The sequence below is a fragment of the Blautia sp. OM06-15AC genome (assembly GCF_003481425.1).
In the GTDB taxonomy this organism is placed as follows: domain Bacteria; phylum Bacillota; class Clostridia; order Lachnospirales; family Lachnospiraceae; genus Fusicatenibacter; species Fusicatenibacter saccharivorans.
Genome location: NZ_QULD01000004.1, coordinates 166,266 through 183,122, shown reverse-complemented (window position 1 = coordinate 183,122; position 16,857 = coordinate 166,266). Strand labels below are relative to the sequence as shown.

The following is a 16,857-nucleotide window of genomic DNA, read 5'->3' as shown; positions in this document are numbered from 1 at the left end:
AAGGGAAGAGATGAAAAGGGAAAGGAGGGCGTTGCATGAAAAGAAAATTGGGAATATTTTGGGGACTGGTTGGTGCTGTTGCAGTATCAGCAATGAGTGTTTCTGCATCAACATTCGAAACATTGCCGGATTCCGGAGACTATGAAAAAATTGTGGCGCTTGCAGATGAAATTGTGTCTTCTACGAATGGCGGGCCTGTTTACGACCCGTTTTCAGAAGGGGTGACGGTCGATGATATTGATTTCGACAATGCGCTGAAAGAGTATATTGACACGCCGCTTTTTACTTCCGAGCTGCTTTCTGTTTCGGAAGTCGAAACGGCACTGGAAGAGAGTGATTATATCTGGATTGTTCCGATCAAAGCTTATGGTCATTTGTATGAGGCGTGCGCAGTGAGAGCTGATGGAGAGGATGGAAAGCCGGGCGATGCGTGGCACATCAGCGGCACTCGAGGGTATGAAAATGACAATACACCTACCTATATCGAGCAGTTAAAGACTTCGCTTGCTGCAAATCCAGACGTTGCGTGGGAAGATTATCAGTTTCATCTGGTCGGTGGAGCAGATCCCATCCGTTTTCCGATCTGGATTGCAATGAATGAAAAAAGTGTAGAATATCTGATCCCGGGACGCGAAGATGCGGCAGGCTGTCTTACCGACAGTTCACGGGCGGAAAATAATACGAATGATATGTTTGTGAAGCAGACGGCATTTCCGGCATACAGCTATCCGTCGGTTGTAGCCGCTGTTGCAGATTCCACTTACATAGAGCTGGAAAATTCCCTCGGAGGAACTAGCTCGGTTCTTGATGTAGCGGCACAGCCGGGGAAATATCAGCATAAAATGATGTATCGTATGTTGATGACGGAGGGGGGAGTTTTAGCAGCGATCATAGTATTGGGAGTGGTAGTTAGAAGAAAAAGTAAGAGAGAAGATGCATGAAAATCCAACCTGCCTTGGCGTATGGAAAGAAGTCTTTTATATAAAGAAAAATGTAAGAAGAATTTTAAATAAAATCATAGATTTTCAGATAATTTAGGCGTAATATGAACTTACTAAAAGGTACGTGAACACAACAACAAGAGATAAATTGCCAGAAGAAACACAGAAGCAGAAAGAGGACGGCGATCTTTCCTATTTTGGAACAGGAGATACCTACACGGTAGACGATGACAACACAGAGGCTGGAATTTACATTTCCGCAGATGATAAGGCAGCGAAGGTAGACATCAACGTGCGGCAGTACATTTACCGTCCTATGATGGGAAATCATTCCGGTACGGTGGAAGTGTATGAGGAATCTGAGAGCCGAGAAGGGTATTAAAAGCAAAGGTTTTGCTAGAACATAGAAAAGTCTCAGTGAAAGTGAGGACAAAAAAACATAGAAGAGATGAAAAAATAAATGGGAAAAGGGAAATTATGAAATTGGTGTGATGATTCGGAAAAAAAGAGGGCATAGTTGCAGAGCAAAGGAAGGCTTCGGTTTACGCTGGGGCCTTTTTTACGCCTAAGATAATCTTATACGTTTAAAAGAATGAAAAATTACACTTTTATTGAAAAAAAATGAAATACGTTGTTTTGTACAAAGAAAAGCACACAAATATGTATATAATTTCTCTTGTTGTTGCAAGAAATGAGAATTTATAATAGAAGGAATGATAATATTTGTAGTTTTGTCAAAATAAATCAAAATGTAACCAAAAGTATTACGAGAAAATTATGAAATAGACAAAAAAATCGGGCAGTTGTTGTGGACGTTAAGAGAGAAGGAGTACGTACGCCAGATTTAGTTCAAGTTAGCAAAGAATTGATTAGTAAATATGTAGAAGAACGAGATATAATAAAAGTCAAAAAATATAACATATAAAAGAGGACTTATTGAGAAAAAATGAAACAAATGCAAGGAATTGGACAGCTACTGTGGAAACTACGAGAAAAAGAAGGAATACGCCAAAAACAATTATGCATGGGAATTTCTTCTTTGTCGAAATATGCAAGAATTGAAGCGGATCAGCAGGAAATAGATTTTTTCCTGATTGATCGAATTATGGGGCGATTAGGAAAATCAGTAGAGCGACTTACTTATATATTGCCGATGGATGTTTATAAAATTTATGAATTACGACAGGAAGTTCAACAAAAAATATGTCAAAGAAAATGGGAAGAAGCAGAACAATATCTGGATGAATATGAAAAGAACAAACGGGCAAAAGAACCATTGCATCGACAATTCATAGAACAGGAACGTGCGCAGATTGCGTGGCTGCGCGGAGAATCGGTAGAACTGGTTTGTGAGCATCTGGAAACGGCAATTCTACAAACAATGCCGGAGGCAGAAAACCAAAGAAAGACGGGAGTTTTAAGTGCTGAGGAATATAAATTACTTCTTTTTAGGTGGGAAGTCTGTCAAGAAACAGAACAAAAACGAGCCAAAGATGAAATTAAAGCGTTAGTAGAAGAAATTTTCCGAAAAAATTTTGAAAAGACAGAACGAGTAAAAATAATTCCGTACGCAGCACTTTTAATAAGTAAAGTGATAGAAGAGGGTGAAAATACTACATATATAAAAATGAGAACAGAAGAAGCGCTGGAAGCGTTAAGAGACGAAGGAAAGCTACTTTATATGCCGGAAATTTTAAGTCAGTATATACGAATTTTAGAGAAAGAACAGTCAAATGCGGATTTTATTGAAATATTACGTCAGGAACAAAAATGCATATTAGAGGTAGAACATGATTATAATGTGTCGTTTGAGAATTATCGTTTGTTTGAACATGTAATTCGGAATTTTGAGGTGGATGCCGAATTAATTCGAAGAACGAGAAGAGCATCCAAACTCACACAAGAATCGTTAAGTGAGGATATTTGCACACAGGAGACACTGGCGCGGATAGAAAACGGAAATCAGCAGCCGCGAAGTGAAAAGCTTTGGCAAATTATGGAAAAAATGGATAGAAATGGAAAAAGAATTGAGACAGGAATTCAGGTAGAAGAATATGAAATATTAGAATTAAAAATAGAATTTTCAAAATATATGCATCGTAAAGAATATGAGAAAGCGGAAAAAATACTTTTTGAGATTGAAAGTAAGATAGATCGTAGTGAGCCAGAAAACAAACAGTATGTAGAAGTTGGAAAAATACAATTAAAATATCATAAACATCTAGGCAATTCAGAAGAACTTGTACAGCAACTAAAAGCATTGTTAGAGATAACATTGAAATTTGAAGATGTATATAGAACAGAATATGTATTGAATCGCCAGGAAATCAGTGTTTTGACAGAAATAGCACTTATTTATTGGGGGAAAAAAGATTATCAAATGGCGTTGGAAATCTATCACTTTATAGACGACAGATATAGTGATAGCTGTATAAAGCCAGTATTTCATATGTTAGATTGGAATATGAATATAGCGAATTATGCAAGAGCACTGGATGAATTAAAATATTTTAAGGAGGCTATGTGCACATGTCAAAAAGCTGTTCAGCAGATGCTGTATGCAGGCAAGGGTGCATCTTTAGGATATTGCTTGATGATTCAGGCGTGCATTATGGAAGAAGAAGGAAAAGAAGTATGTAAAAAATATTTTAAACAAAACTTGAATCTGCTCAAGCTGTATAAAATGGATGCAGATTACAAGGTAATGAAAAATTATGTAGAGGAAAGAAATTTGTTAAATTAATGATCATTATCATTTGGAGGGAGTGGAGCTGAAGTTGTTGAAAATGGTGGAAATTTGGGTGCAGGAATAGTAATAGTTATATGAGAAAATATTAGGAAGATAAGTAATAATTTTTTGAATGTTTTTTTCATAGAAGATCTCGCTTTCGTTAAGTAAAATAATATATCTATAAAATATATGAAAAAAAATAAAAAGTTTATGATGTTAGATGGTTTTTTTATTTTCATTTAACATCATAAACTTTTTGGGCTTTTAAGTAAAGAAATGTGAAAAACTGAATCCAGGCTTTAAATGAGCCTAGGCTAACAGGCAAAATGAAGGAAGGAGAAAAGTCCAATGCAGAAGAGAATTAATAGCAGTGATTAATTTTGCAAATCGAAAGAGAGGGAGTTATTTATGCAAGAAAGATTGAAAAATGCGTTAACAGCAATCGGCTTCTGTATGTTAGCTTTGGTGATGACTAGTGTATTTGCTACAACAGTAAAAGCAGAAACAAATGCAGAATTAAAAAACAGAGTGTATGAAGAGGTTTTAAACAATCACATCACGAATGAAAGTGACGTAATTAAGGTTGCAATTGAACAATATCAGGAAAAACAGATGAAGACCCGCGCCATTGATGCAAAGCCGGATGATTATTTGTCAATCACACAGGTAGTGGATGAAAATGGCAGCGAGCAGGATATTATTTCAACGGGTTTGTTGATTGTAGACGAGCATCAGCAAAGAGTAGCAATCACTGATATTGTAAGCAATACGGGGCAGCTTAGCCAGTACAGCATTTATGCAACCATGAAAGTATCCGTGACAAATGACCGTCAGGCATTAAAGGTACGAATTAATTGGTTTGAAACAACACTGAACTACGGAACCTCTATGAAAGCAAGTAGTTTAATGCAGACATCCAAATATTCACCAGAGGTGGGATTCCAGTATGATGATATTACAAAAACAATTTCAAATCCTGCTGGAGGAACCCCATATCACTATACTCCAAATAATACGCAGATGATTACATATTCGACTTTAGAGTGTGGACGGTCCTGTCGTTCGTATATTAAAGCTGGAACCTCAAGTTTGAATATTGCTTATTGTGTTATATCTTCAGCCCCGGGAGGCCGCTGGGAGAGAGCTTAAGCAAAACTCGATTATCAGAACAAGCGAACTAATTGAAAATAGACGCTCCCCTTGCGTTATAGATACTGGGGGAGCGTTTTTTAATAGCGGTAGAGAATTTCTATAAGGGATGTTGTTGCTTTTTCTTTGATTTAAATCGAATGCATAAGAAAAATGTAAGAAAATTTTCACCAAACGTCATAGATTTTCAGAAGAATATATGGTAGTATAGGGCTAACAAAAAAAGTATGTGAAAAAAATAACAAAACGGAAAGGAGATGCAGGTGTATGAATAAAAAATTAGCAGGTATTTTTGCAATATGCGCTCTGTTGCTGACTGGATGTCAGGGAGCGAAAGAGAGCAGCAAGGAAATTACGCCGCCGGATACCGGATGGGGAAAAACAGTGGATGAAGTGCTTGCCGACTGGAATTTAGATCGGGATCAGGTGGAAATTTTCTCTGAGACCGAAAGTGCAGCCGCGATCGCAGTAGATACAGAAGCCACTGTTTTCGGCGAGAAAACTTCCAGAGTCATGTTTCAGTTTATCAACCTCGATCAGACCGGAGCGACGGGAAAACCGGTATTGTGCGAAGTAGACATCACCTACCCGGATGATGCCGATATGGATACCGTGAAAAAAGAAATGGAAAAATCCTACGGAAGTTCCAAAGACTCCATTACCCGCTACGAACTGTACCAGTCGCTGGGCGACGATCAGCTCCCGGAATACACTTACAAAAAAGCAGATCAGCTTGCCGTCTGGTCCGGCGAGAGCCTGAAAGATGCGATTCCTTCCGATAAGAGCACCGAATACGAAACCGCCTGGGAAGCATACCAGCCTGGCCTTACCACCGACAACTGGGAGAACTACACCGAACAGGCAAGCATGGCAACCGCCGTATGCGCATCCGGCGCAGAAGCATTTCCAATGTTTGAAAAAAACGGTGTCAGCCTCGAAGCTTATCCGGGACTGGTATATGAGCAGGTGAAAAAGTAATATGAAATGTAACTATTCAGAGCCATGCGAAATGGAAGAAAATCGTGAATCATGCTTGCATGAATGAACGGTTTTCTGGAATTTCATATGGCGAGAAGCAACATCGAGATGCAGCGCAAGCGGAATCGAGATGGGGTTCTGAATAGTTACTATGAAATAAGAAAGTCATAAACTCCCGGCAGTGCCGGGAGTTTTTCCGTGCATAGGGAGAAGGAAAAGAGTGTGTCCCGGAAAAATTCATGATATACTGAAAAGAGAAAATTCAACTTTTGGAAGGTTCCCGGAATGTCTGTTTTGGAAGAGAGGTGATTTCCTTGAAACGTATGAAAAAGAGAAAAATCACTGTGTTAGCTGGAGTGATCCTTTGCGTGATTGCAGGATGTCTGGTAAAAAGAATGACGGCGGTGTATACACAGAAAGAAAATCCCATTGGTCCTGAGCGGGGTACGACAGATGTTTTCCTGACGGCAGCAGATTTCATCTCAGAAAAATCGGATCAGGAACTGCTGCAGGAAATCGAAACCTTTGATACGGACAAAGCCGAGATGATTTATCTTTATATCCCGGAAGACACCGGAGCCGGAATGTCCTTTGCGATCACGCGCGAGGATCGTCCGGAGGAGATGGACGAAATTCTCTCGACCATTTACGGAGAAAAAATTTCCTGCCAGAAGCCAAAACAGGTATTCAACATGACAGAGAGGATTTTGTATGATTATAACTGGTATGTTCTGATCTACGATCATGAGATGAATCAGATGGCGCTTGTATTTCTGTATTCCGATGATGTGATTGTATACAATGGTCATGTACTTCAGACAACAGAAACGTATGATGAAAGCATTCGCCCGTGTATTTTAAAACTGAAAGAGGAGAATCAGGAAAAACTGAAAAGCGGAGAGGCAACACAAAGAAGGGTTACGATTCCATAGAAAAATAGAGAAAAGCGTGCCTGGAGAACAGACACGCTTTTTAACGTCATGCAGAATGAAAAAGTTTGATGAATATTTGGAAGTACGATTTTAATTTGCACAATTCCGCTCACACAGGAACGCCAGCCCTTTCAGCAGAAGGTTCGGGTCATAGATATGAGGATGTAAAACGAGCGGTTCGACGAAGCGTGCCGCGCCGCCGGTGAGGATGAGGGTGGCGGGGGAGCCGAGTTCGGCTTCGATGCGCTGGACCATTCCGTCGAGCATCGCGGCCATGCCGACGATGGTGCCGGAGAGAATGCATTCTTCGGTGTTTCTGCCAATGATGCGTTTCGGGATCTGGAGGTCGAGCCGCGGGAGCTGGGCGGTCCGCTCGGAGAGGGCGCCAAGTCCCATATCGAGTCCCGGTGCGATGGCGCCGCCGCAGAAGACGCTGTTTTCCCGGATGACATTGAAGGTCGTCGCTGTTCCAAGATCCACGGTGATGACCGGCAGCGGATAATGTGCGGCGGCCCAGGCTGCATCAACGAGGCGGTCGCGGCCTACTTTTTCCGGTTCCGGGATGGAAAATGTCATGCCGAGATCACTTTCGGATGTGACGAGCAGCGGTTCTGTGCCGAACAGATTACGGACACATTCCTGCAGAAGCGTCAGAACCGACGGAACAACGCTGGAAATGATGACGCCCCGAAAGTCGGACGGGGAAAGATTCTTGTCTTCAAAAAGCTGCTCGATCGCAGATTCATACTGGCTGGCAGACCAGGTGTGGTTGATGTCAATCCGGGCTGTGAATTCGAGGGAATACGCTTGCTGCGGTGCGATCCGGACGCCGCCGAGCGTAACGGTTGTGTTCCCGATATCAATGGCTAAAATCATAAAAATACCTCGCGATTATTTTAAAAGTAGAGTTCTTTTGTACTTTTATTATAAAGCCTTTTTGCATCAATGGCAAACAGGATTGGTTGTAATCTGTTTTTCTGTCTGCTATACTTAAAACTATCATAGGAAAAAAGCTGCTTCGAGGCAGCAGAACGGAGTTACAATGGAAAATCTTGACGGAAAATGTGTTGTACTTGGTGTGACAGGCGGAATTGCCGCCTATAAAATGGCAAATGTGGCGAGCGGTCTTCGGAAAGCCGGAGCAGACGTGCATGTCATCATGACCGAAAACGCGACGCAGTTCATCACCCCGCTGACGTTCGAGACGCTGACCAACAACCGCTGCGTGGTCGATACGTTTGCGCGTGATTTTAAATATGAGGTGACGCATATTTCGCTGGCAAAAGCGGCGGATCTGATTATGATTGCCCCGGCTACCGCCAATGTGATTGCAAAAATGGCACACGGCATTGCAGATGATATGCTGACAACGGTGGTGCTCGCAGCGAAGTGCAAAAAGCTGGTCTCTCCGGCGATGAATACGGCAATGCTGGAAAATCCGATTACGCAGGATAATCTGGCGACGCTGAAAAAATACGGTTTCGGCATCATCGAGCCGACCGTGGGAATGCTGGCGTGCAAGGACGTCGGAAAAGGAAAACTGCCGGACCCGGAGGTGCTGCTCGATTATATCGCGATGGAGCTTGCCCGCGAAAAGACGCTCGCTGGTGTGCGTGTCACCGTGACTGCAGGCCCGACGCAGGAATCCCTCGATCCGGTGCGGTATCTGACGAACCACAGCAGCGGCCGCATGGGATACGCGATAGCGCGGGAGGCGATGCTCCGCGGCGCGCAGGTGACGCTGATTTCCGGCCCGGTTTCATTAGCCCCGGTTCCAGGCGTTGCGATGCGACCGGTGACGACGGCGAAGGACATGCTGGAGGCGGTGCGGGAGACATTGCCGGAGACGGATATTCTGATTAAGGCGGCCGCGGTTGCTGATTACCGGCCTGTGACGGTGGCGGATCAGAAAATCAAAAAGAAGGACGGTGACATGAGCATTCCGCTGGAGCGCACCGACGATATTCTGGGATGGGTGGAAAAGAACCGTCATCCGGGGTTGTTTGTATGCGGCTTCTCGATGGAAACCGAGAACATGGTGGAAAACTCGCGTGCAAAGCTGGAGAAGAAGCATCTGGACATGATCGCGGCAAACAATTTGAAGACAGAGGGTGCCGGCTTCGGTGTGGCGACGAATGTGGTGACGCTGATCACGAAGGACGGCATCAAGGAGCTTCCGCTCATGGGAAAAGACGAAGTGGCGGGCTGCCTGTTGGATGAGATTGCGGCGCGGCGGTGATCATGTTGAAGAGTGACTTTTTTTCGTTTCCTGGTTGACGCGGGAAAAATGAATGCGTTATAATAAGCACAGGCGCAGCGGCGCACTTTACTTTTACGAAAACAACGAACGATAGGATGGATAAACGTGGAAACGGAAACAGGGGAAGGCTATGCAGAGCTTTCTTCCGTTTCTGTTTCGTTTTTTTAAGGAGAAATTCGGATATGATATTTGAAACACATGCACATTATGACGATGAGAAATTTGATGAAGACCGCGCAGAGCTGCTTTCCTCGATGCAGGAAAACGGAATCGGGCGTATCATCAATGTCTCGGCAAATCTGGAATCACTGGAAAATACAAGAAAACTGATGGAAGCGTATCCGTTCATCTACGGCGCGTTCGGCCTTCACCCGGATGAGGTGGGCGATCTGAACGAGGACGTGATGGCGCGGATGCGGGAACTCTGCCGCATGGAAAAGGCGGTCGCGGTCGGTGAGATTGGCCTTGACTATTACTGGGACAAGGAGAATCACGAGAAGCAGGAATACTGGTTCCGCCGTCAGATTGCGCTTGCTCGGGAAGAAAAACTTCCGATGATTATTCACAGCAGGGAGGCGGCGGCCGATACGCTCCGCGTCATGAAAGAGGAAAAATCGGAGGAGATCGGCGGCGTCATTCATTGTTTTTCCTACTCTGTGGAGATGGCAGAGGAATACCTGAAAATGGGATTTTATCTTGGCATTGGCGGCGTGGTGACGTTCAAAAATGCGAAGAAGATCAAAGAAGTGGTTCAGATGGCTCCGATGGAGCGCATTCTGCTGGAAACAGACAGTCCGTATCTGGCACCGGTTCCGTACCGGGGAAAACGAAATTCATCTCTGTATCTGCCGTACGTTGTGCAGGAGATCGCAGAACTCAAGGGAATTTCGGAAGAAGAAGTCATTGAGACGACAGAAAAAAATGCGGTCAGACTGTTTCGAGCAGAGGAATAGGAAGCGATACCAGAGGTGTTTCTTCTGTTTTATTTGTTCGGATCAATTCCGTCTGGCCGGACAAATTGAATAGGAGAAAGCGAAAATGGTTGATAAAACAATGATGGGCGACAAATGCGCCGAGCTGGTGCGCGCCGCGATGATCGGTGCGCTCGCAGTGACACTGGGAAACCCGACAGCCGTTTATGCAGCAGAAGAGGAAACGGCCGATCCGGGACAGATTGGAATTGAGATTGCAGGGGAAGCAGCCGTTGGGGCTGCTTCTTTTTGCGTGGAGGAAGATGCGGCGGAGGAGGCACCTGCGGAAGCGGAAGAGGTGACAGAACCGGAAGGTACGCAGAATGATGAGATGGAAGAGGAAAGTGGATCCGAGGGAAAAGAAGATGAGACAGTCCCGGAGGAACCGGAACCGCAGGAGCCTGACGGCAGAGAGAATGCAGGAATGACGGAACCGGGAAAAACGGGCGAGACAGAGCCAGAGGGGCCGGAAAATGCAGAACCGGGAGAGGCAGGCGAGACAGAGCCAGAGGAGCCGGAAAATCCAGAACCGGGAGATCAGGGAGACATGCCGGAAACACCGGGAAACAGTGAAATGGATGGATCGTGGCCGGGCGAAGGGGAAGATATTTCCAACGATCCATGGCCGGGGCAGGAAGAAATCGGCGGCGGAGATGGGGAGCAGATGGAACCGCCGGAGGAAGAAAACGGATCTGCAGGAAGTGATGATGCAACTGGTGGGGACAAGACGGCAGAAGTCTCTTCGGATTCTGACTTATCACAGTCTGCGGAACCGCCAGCCGCCGAGGCTGAACCCGTCTTTTCGGCAGAGCAGGAAGCTGAGCGCACGCGGGAAAGCTACAGTGAGTGGCAGGCGGCAGAAGCTGAAAAAGTCACGATTTCCCGTATGCCGTGGCTGTTTCATACGGTTGAAAAAACATATGCTATCGCCGATGTGAATTCCTGGCTTCACGTCCGCGAAGGAAAAGGCACAAATCAGAAAATCGTCGGAATCCTGCCGAAGGGAAGCCTCTGTTATATTTTAGCGGATGCGGATTCTGACTGGGTTTATGTGGAATCCGGCGATGTCCGTGGATTTGTCTGCGCGCGGTATCTCCTGCGCGGAGAAGAGGCTGAAAAAGAGGTAAACCGTTGGCAGGAGGAAAGTTTTCCCATGGCGGAAATGTGGGTGAAGCCATGGAATAATAAGGCGTACACCTATACATATGCAACGACGAGAACACTTCTTTCTTCTGACGAAGCGCGCGGCGAGGTCCTGCAGTACGCGAAAAAATTCCTGGGAAATCCGTACGTCTGGGGCGGGACGAGTCTTACAAACGGCTGCGACTGTTCCGGCTTTGCCCAGCAGATTTTTGCTAATTTCGGGTATACCCTTCCGAGAACCTCACGCCAGCAGGCGAAAGCTGGAACACGCATTCCGGTGCAGGAGGCAAAGCCTGGTGATCTGCTGTTTTACCAGCGGGAGAGCGGGTTTATTTACCATGTCATGATTTATCTCGGTGATGGAAAAGTAATCCACGCTGGAAGCGAGGCGACGGGGATTCTGATTTCAGATTTTAACTATGAGAAATCGACAGAATTTGCTGTGCGGGTGATTTCGAAGGAAATGCGTGAGAGCAAAATAGAAACGGGAGATGTGGATAATGGGAGAAAAGAAGGAAACTCTGTGGATAACCAGACAACAGAAAACGGGAATGGTGGAAAACAGAAGGCGGGAGCAGAAAATGTGCAGAATACAAGTGCAGAAAACAGTACCGCAGGTGATCGGTTGGAAAGCGCTTCGGGAAAATATCTCGGCAATTTTAAACTGACCGCTTACTGCAACTGCGCCGTCTGCTGTGGCCGCTGGGCGGGCGGCCCGACCGCATCCGGAAAAATGCCGGTGCAGGGCCGGACCATTGCAACCGGCGTTCTGCCGTTTGGAACGAAGCTGAATATCGGCGGAAAAATTTATACGGTCGAGGACCGCGGCACGCCGTACGGCCACATTGATATCTATATGGAACGCCATGCAGACGCAGAGGAGTTCGGCGTGCGCTACGCGGATGTATATCAGTCAGAAGAAATCTGATAAAATTTGCCGATCACGGCGGCATGTGCATCCGTGCCGTGGCCGATATACGGAGTCCTTGCAATCGGGAGATCCGGTCCGGCCGCCTGGCGGACAAGCTGCGGCATATCCGGCGTCAGCTGGTCGCGTTCCATCTGGGAAAATGTTCCGAGGAGAATACCATTGATCTGTTCAAAGGCATGCATCATTTTCAGCTGGGACAGAAACGTAACCATCTGCGGAACGCCGCCGCCCATGGCTTCGAGGAGCAGGATTTTTCCGCGGAAATCCGGCTGAAAATCCGTTCCGGCGAGCTTCAGAAAACAGCGGATATTTCCGCCGATCATCACACCTTCCATGTGATCGCCCTGCAGAAATGTGCAAGGGAGGTCGAAGAGGCTGGGAGACTGCCCGGAAAAAGCGTTTTGGAACAGAGTGATCTGTTCGGCGCTGTGGTCGTACAGCAGATTTCGAACCTGATACAGCATCGACTCATTTCCAGTCGCAGTCGTGACAGCATTGACAATCGTCGTGAGATCACTGTATCCCCAGAAGCGCTTGCCGGAGGCGGCGATGACAGAAAAATCCAGATACGGCAGAATTTCATTCGCCATATCGCCGCCGGAAACATCAAAAATATCCGTGATTTCTGGGTCACAGTAAAGGTTCATCAACGCATCCGCCCGCTCCGCGCCCGTGCCGGAAAAGCTGGAACCGTTGTCGTAGAGGCAGGGGCTTAAAACAGGATCGAAGCCCAGCTCCCGCAGAATCTGACAGAGACGCGCCAGATCGGCGGAAAAGGAAGGATGCATGGGGTTGGAGCAGGCGGTAATACCAATTTTATGAGACATAAAGATTCCTTTCTCGGAGTAAAACAAGGCAAAATCTGCATTTTCGTGGCACACCGGTACAGCTTTTTCTTTGAATTTGCAAAGCAGATTTAGAGATCGCCGGTGTTTGTAGAATGCCGTTTTGGACAAAAATTATAAAGCTTTGAGGTCATCAATCAGTGTCTGCACTTCCTCTTCCGTCGTTGCCCAGCTGGTGCAGAACCGCGCAATATTTCCGCCGTCCGCGGATTTCCCCATTGGCTCGAAAATATAGCGTTTTTCCAGAGTTTCCTTCTGCACATCGGTGAGAATCACAAACTGCTGATTCGTAAAACTCTCCACCCAGAATGGAATCCCCTGCGCCGCAAATGCTTTGCGGAGTTTCATGGCAAGTTCATCGGCGCGGCGTGTCGCAGTGAAATAAAGATCATGCCCCAGCAGGCAGTGGAACTGCAGTCCGAGCAGCCATCCCTTTGCGAGGACAGCGCCGTTCTGTTTCATGTAGGCTTTGAACCGCTTTTTCAGCGAGTCAGCTGTAAGCACAACGGCCTCACCAAACAGCGCACCGCATTTCGTTCCGCCGAAATAGAAAACATCTGTGAGAGCAGCGAGATCCTCGAGAGAAACATCATTCTTCTCTGATCCAAGCCCGTATCCAAGCCGTGCCCCGTCCACAAACAGATACATATCATACTTCCGGCAGACCTCGTGAATCTTCGTCAGCTCCTGCAGCGAATACAGCGTTCCCTGCTCAGTCGGAAATGAAAGATATACCATCTTCGGCTCCGTCAGATACTCCGGCTCACCGCCTTCATAATAAGCCGCCGCACACGCCGCAATCTGTTCCGCCGAAATTTTACCATCCGTATTCGGCAGCTCCAGAATCTTATGCCCGGTATTTTCAATCGAAGCCGCCTCATGGCAGTTAATATGTCCGGTATCCGCCGCAATCACACTCTGCACCGGCGAAAGCGCTGCCGCCGTCACAATAAAATTCGCCTGCGTCGCCCCCGGAAAAAAATGAACCGCCGCATCCGCACAACGAATCTTCTCCCGAATCAGCTCCGCAGCCTTCTCACACCATTCATCCTCCCCATATCCACCATAACTGTTCCCATTAATAGCCCCCAGCGCCTCCAGAATCTCCGGGTGCGCACCGTGATTGTAGTCATTATTAAATCGTATCATCAGTTTACGTTCTCCTTAATTTGAATTTGAAAAATGCTGTTTCCATTATACGGCATCTGAAGGAAAACAGCAATTGGAGAACAAAAAGAGAAAATGCAAAAAAATGCAGAAGGAGGACTATCTGCATCGTACAATATTGGAGCAAGATATTTTATTCGTGAAATTTTAAAACCCTTACCGGAAACGGAAAGGTCTTTGCTGGAGGCAAAAGTTCCTGCAGTAAAGAGTAGAACCTCATGTGTTTATGCGGATTTGAGAGACTTAATTTCAGAAATGGAACTGCGAAAAGCAGCATAAACACAGGCAGATATACCGTGGACTACCTGTTATGTGGAGACCTGCCGTATCCGGCATGGAAGAAGCGCGTATCCGCGCAAGATCTAAGAAACAGGCGTATCCGCCGATATTTTGTCTGCCGCCTAAAGCGGTCTGAAGCACGTGACTTTAGTCATGTGAGGTTCAGTTCGTATAAAAACAGTATCGGAAAATAAGAAAAGAACCGACAGAGAAATCTGAGAACTAAACTAAAGATTTCCCCGCCGGTTCTTTTTCTATGCATCTATTTTCATCCATTATATATTTCGCATTGACTTTTTATATACCGATTGGTATAATGATAACAGAAACACACATAAGAAACCTGCAAAATCCAACAAAATTCGTCAAAATTGCCAAAAACTCACGCAATTCGACCATCACACACAAAAGCAGACTTCTTAAATACAAAATCAACAAAAGCATTTTAAACCAAAACAAATGCCAACTCACACGTAACAAACAACCACCCAAACACACCGCGGTCAGGCGAACTCCAGAGAGCGTCCCTTCCGCAACAAAGAGGATTCAAAATGGACAATCGTCAGCTAATCATGAACTCAGCTCTGACCCTCTTCTACGAAAGCGGGTACGACGCCGTCGGTGTTCAGCAGATCGTAGACTCCGCCGGAGTATCCAAACCAACCCTGTACTATTACTTCGGCAGCAAACAAGGCCTCCTCGAAGCCCTGCTAAACGAGCACTTTCAGCCCATGGAACAAAAACTCATCGAAGCCTCCGAAACCGGGAAAAACATCCCCGAAAAACTGTACCGCATCGCGCGTGCCTTCTTCAACGGAGCCTCCGAAGACCCGAAATTCCATATGCTGATGATGGCACTGTTCTATTCCGGAAGAAAAAGCGAAGGCTTCCGCACCGTATACCCCATGATTGACCGGTTCTATCACCTGTGCGTCGACGTCTTCGACAACGCCAGCGCCGAACTCGGCAACATGAACGGCCGTCAGGAACAATTCGCCGTAGGCTTCTCCGGAATCCTGATGCACTACCTGATGATGACAGCAGGAGATCAATCCGATCTTTCCAACCTCGTCGTCCGGGACGAAGAAGTCTACCGTCTGGTACACCAGTTCATGTATGGAATTTACTCATAACCCAAAAACAAGGAGGACAAACAAAATGGCACCATGGTATGAAGAGGCAGAATTTTATCACATCTATCCGATCGGACTGACCGGTGCGCCGAGGAAAAATGAATCGGAAGAAACCGTACACCGCTTTTCCACACTGGAACAGTGGCTTCCGCACATCGCAGATCTCGGTTGTACCGCAATCTATATCGGCCCCTTGTTTGAATCAACCACACATGGATACGACACAAAAGATTACAAACAGGTAGACCGCCGCTTAGGCGACAACGCGGACTTTGCCGCATACGTAAAAAAAGCCCACGAACTCGGCATCAAAGTCGTCGTAGACGGTGTCTTCAACCACACCGGCCGCGAATTCTTTGCCTTCCGCGACATTCAGGAAAAAAGAGAACAGTCCCCGTACTGCGGATGGTACAAAGGAATCTGGTTCGGCGGAAACACCTGCTATAACGACGGATTCTCCTACGAAGCATGGAGAAACTGCTTCGAACTCGTCAACCTGAATCTCCAGAACCAGCAGGTCCGCGACTATCTCCTTGATGTCATCGACTTCTGGATCGACGAATTCGACATCGACGGCATCCGTCTCGACTGCGCCGACTGCCTGGATTTCGGCTTCATGGAGCAGATGCGCGCACGCACATCCGCCAAAAAACAGGACTTCTGGCTGATGGGCGAAGTCATCCACGGCGACTATGCGCGCTACATCGGAGACGGCCAGCATCTGCTGCACAGTGTCACAAACTACGAGCTTCACAAAGGACTTTATTCGGGACATAACGATCATAACTACTTCGAAATTGCACATACGATCCGCCGCGAATTTGACGAAAACGGCGGCATTTACAAAGGAAAGAAACTGTACAGCTTCGTTGACAACCACGACGTAGACCGTCTGGCCAGCAAGCTGAACGTAAAAGAAAACATGATTCCAATTTATGCGCTGCTGTACTTCCTGCCGGGCATCCCGTCCATCTATTACGGATCGGAATTCGGCATCGAGGGAAGAAAAGAAAGCGGAAACGACGATCCGCTGCGTCCGGCGCTGAATCTGGAAGAACTGGAGAAAAATCCGCCGGCAGAAAAACTTCCGGCATGGATCAAAACATTATCAGACGTCAGAAAAAAACATCCTGCAGCACGAACGGGAAGATACCGCGAACTCATGCTGACCAACCGCCAGTATGCCTTTGCACGCCTGGATGAGACAGACGCTCTGATCACAGCAGTAAATAATGATGAAAACCAGAGTGCGGGAGTCTGGATTCCTGCATCTTGCGACGGAACATGGAAAAACGCGGTAACCGGAGAAGCCATTTCTCCGGAAAATGGAAAACTTTTTGTTGAAGTACCTCCGTGCGGCTGTGTTCTGATTGAAAAAGAATCATAAAGGGGATTTT

General features: G+C 46.3%; 15 protein-coding genes. 12 read left to right on the top strand and 3 right to left on the bottom strand.

Going from position 1 to position 16,857, the window contains the following annotated elements; all coding sequences use genetic code 11:
• The first annotated feature begins 35 nt into the window (after positions 1–35).
• From DXB83_RS07855 to DXB83_RS07830, 6 genes are all read left to right on the top strand, one after another.
• Positions 36–941 (top strand): hypothetical protein, encoded by a 906-nt coding sequence (locus tag DXB83_RS07855; protein ID WP_022461188.1) that lies wholly within the window; start codon positions 36–38, stop codon positions 939–941.
• A 148-nt stretch (positions 942–1,089) separates the two neighbouring features.
• Positions 1,090–1,323 carry a hypothetical protein gene (locus DXB83_RS07850; protein ID WP_022461189.1) on the top strand — a complete coding sequence of 78 codons (234 nt, stop codon included), beginning with the start codon at positions 1,090–1,092 and terminating at the stop codon, positions 1,321–1,323.
• Positions 1,324–1,887: 564 nt separating this feature from the next.
• A complete protein-coding gene (locus tag DXB83_RS07845) occupies positions 1,888–3,684 on the top strand; it encodes a helix-turn-helix domain-containing protein (protein WP_022461190.1) in 1,797 nt (598 codons plus the stop codon).
• 396 nt (positions 3,685–4,080) lie between these two features.
• Complete coding sequence (locus tag DXB83_RS07840; protein ID WP_022461191.1) at positions 4,081–4,821, top strand: hypothetical protein; 741 nt, start codon at positions 4,081–4,083, stop codon at positions 4,819–4,821.
• 267 nt (positions 4,822–5,088) lie between these two features.
• Entirely contained in the window at positions 5,089–5,799 is a 711-nt protein-coding gene (locus tag DXB83_RS07835; protein ID WP_117805290.1) for a hypothetical protein, read from the top strand.
• Between the two features lie 323 nt (positions 5,800–6,122).
• Positions 6,123–6,731, top strand: coding sequence for a hypothetical protein (locus DXB83_RS07830; protein WP_147399372.1), 609 nt, complete (start codon positions 6,123–6,125; stop codon positions 6,729–6,731).
• A gap of 90 nt (positions 6,732–6,821) precedes the next feature.
• On the opposite strand, the gene DXB83_RS07825 is transcribed toward DXB83_RS07830, so the two are convergent.
• Positions 6,822–7,607: a type III pantothenate kinase gene (locus DXB83_RS07825; RefSeq protein ID WP_022461121.1), complete on the bottom strand. Its 786-nt coding sequence runs from the start codon at positions 7,605–7,607 to the stop codon at positions 6,822–6,824.
• A gap of 166 nt (positions 7,608–7,773) precedes the next feature.
• Between DXB83_RS07825 and coaBC the strand changes: the two genes are divergently transcribed.
• From coaBC to DXB83_RS07810, 3 genes are all read left to right on the top strand, one after another.
• Positions 7,774–8,970 carry a bifunctional phosphopantothenoylcysteine decarboxylase/phosphopantothenate--cysteine ligase CoaBC gene (gene coaBC / locus DXB83_RS07820; protein WP_117813435.1) on the top strand — a complete coding sequence of 399 codons (1,197 nt, stop codon included), beginning with the start codon at positions 7,774–7,776 and terminating at the stop codon, positions 8,968–8,970.
• Positions 8,971–9,173: 203 nt separating this feature from the next.
• On the top strand, positions 9,174–9,944 hold the full coding sequence (locus DXB83_RS07815) for a TatD family hydrolase (protein ID WP_022461123.1): 771 nt from the start codon (positions 9,174–9,176) through the stop codon (positions 9,942–9,944).
• A gap of 85 nt (positions 9,945–10,029) precedes the next feature.
• Positions 10,030–12,033 (top strand): NlpC/P60 family protein, encoded by a 2,004-nt coding sequence (locus DXB83_RS07810; protein ID WP_022461124.1) that lies wholly within the window; start codon positions 10,030–10,032, stop codon positions 12,031–12,033.
• Here DXB83_RS07810 and DXB83_RS07805 read toward each other — a convergent pair.
• Together DXB83_RS07805 and DXB83_RS07800 are read right to left on the bottom strand one after the other, a co-directional pair.
• Positions 12,015–12,863, bottom strand: a complete 849-nt coding sequence (locus tag DXB83_RS07805) for an LD-carboxypeptidase (protein WP_022461125.1) — start codon at positions 12,861–12,863, stop codon at positions 12,015–12,017. The two genes, DXB83_RS07810 and DXB83_RS07805, sit on opposite strands and share 19 nt — an antisense overlap.
• A gap of 132 nt (positions 12,864–12,995) precedes the next feature.
• Positions 12,996–14,030 (bottom strand): threonine aldolase family protein, encoded by a 1,035-nt coding sequence (locus DXB83_RS07800; protein WP_118697419.1) that lies wholly within the window; start codon positions 14,028–14,030, stop codon positions 12,996–12,998.
• A 93-nt stretch (positions 14,031–14,123) separates the two neighbouring features.
• Here DXB83_RS07800 and DXB83_RS07795 point away from each other — a divergent pair, with 93 nt between their 5' ends.
• From DXB83_RS07795 to DXB83_RS07785, 3 genes are all read left to right on the top strand, one after another.
• Positions 14,124–14,327, top strand: coding sequence for a hypothetical protein (locus DXB83_RS07795; RefSeq protein WP_243108877.1), 204 nt, complete (start codon positions 14,124–14,126; stop codon positions 14,325–14,327).
• A 551-nt stretch (positions 14,328–14,878) separates the two neighbouring features.
• On the top strand, positions 14,879–15,460 hold the full coding sequence (locus DXB83_RS07790; RefSeq protein WP_022461597.1) for a TetR/AcrR family transcriptional regulator: 582 nt from the start codon (positions 14,879–14,881) through the stop codon (positions 15,458–15,460).
• 25 nt (positions 15,461–15,485) lie between these two features.
• Entirely contained in the window at positions 15,486–16,847 is a 1,362-nt protein-coding gene (locus DXB83_RS07785) for an alpha-amylase family glycosyl hydrolase (protein ID WP_022461596.1), read from the top strand.
• Positions 16,848–16,857: the final 10 nt, after the last annotated feature.

What these genes read in the sequence shown, in the direction of transcription:
- DXB83_RS07835 (WP_117805290.1), top strand. Translation starts at nt 5,089, where the DNA reads ATGAATAAAAAATTAGCAGGTATTTTTGCAATATGCGCTCTGTTGCTG.
- DXB83_RS07855 (WP_022461188.1), top strand. Translation starts at nt 36, where the DNA reads ATGAAAAGAAAATTGGGAATATTTTGGGGACTGGTTGGTGCTGTTGCA.
- DXB83_RS07840 (WP_022461191.1), top strand. Translation starts at nt 4,081, where the DNA reads ATGCAAGAAAGATTGAAAAATGCGTTAACAGCAATCGGCTTCTGTATG.
- DXB83_RS07795 (WP_243108877.1), top strand. Translation starts at nt 14,124, where the DNA reads ATGCAAAAAAATGCAGAAGGAGGACTATCTGCATCGTACAATATTGGA.
- DXB83_RS07815 (WP_022461123.1), top strand. Translation starts at nt 9,174, where the DNA reads ATGATATTTGAAACACATGCACATTATGACGATGAGAAATTTGATGAA.
- DXB83_RS07845 (WP_022461190.1), top strand. Translation starts at nt 1,888, where the DNA reads ATGAAACAAATGCAAGGAATTGGACAGCTACTGTGGAAACTACGAGAA.
- DXB83_RS07810 (WP_022461124.1), top strand. Translation starts at nt 10,030, where the DNA reads ATGGTTGATAAAACAATGATGGGCGACAAATGCGCCGAGCTGGTGCGC.
- DXB83_RS07830 (WP_147399372.1), top strand. Translation starts at nt 6,123, where the DNA reads ATGAAAAAGAGAAAAATCACTGTGTTAGCTGGAGTGATCCTTTGCGTG.
- DXB83_RS07825 (WP_022461121.1), bottom strand. Translation starts at nt 7,607, where the DNA reads ATGATTTTAGCCATTGATATCGGGAACACAACCGTTACGCTCGGCGGC.
- DXB83_RS07790 (WP_022461597.1), top strand. Translation starts at nt 14,879, where the DNA reads ATGGACAATCGTCAGCTAATCATGAACTCAGCTCTGACCCTCTTCTAC.
- coaBC (WP_117813435.1), top strand. Translation starts at nt 7,774, where the DNA reads ATGGAAAATCTTGACGGAAAATGTGTTGTACTTGGTGTGACAGGCGGA.
- DXB83_RS07805 (WP_022461125.1), bottom strand. Translation starts at nt 12,863, where the DNA reads ATGTCTCATAAAATTGGTATTACCGCCTGCTCCAACCCCATGCATCCT.
- DXB83_RS07800 (WP_118697419.1), bottom strand. Translation starts at nt 14,030, where the DNA reads ATGATACGATTTAATAATGACTACAATCACGGTGCGCACCCGGAGATT.
- DXB83_RS07785 (WP_022461596.1), top strand. Translation starts at nt 15,486, where the DNA reads ATGGCACCATGGTATGAAGAGGCAGAATTTTATCACATCTATCCGATC.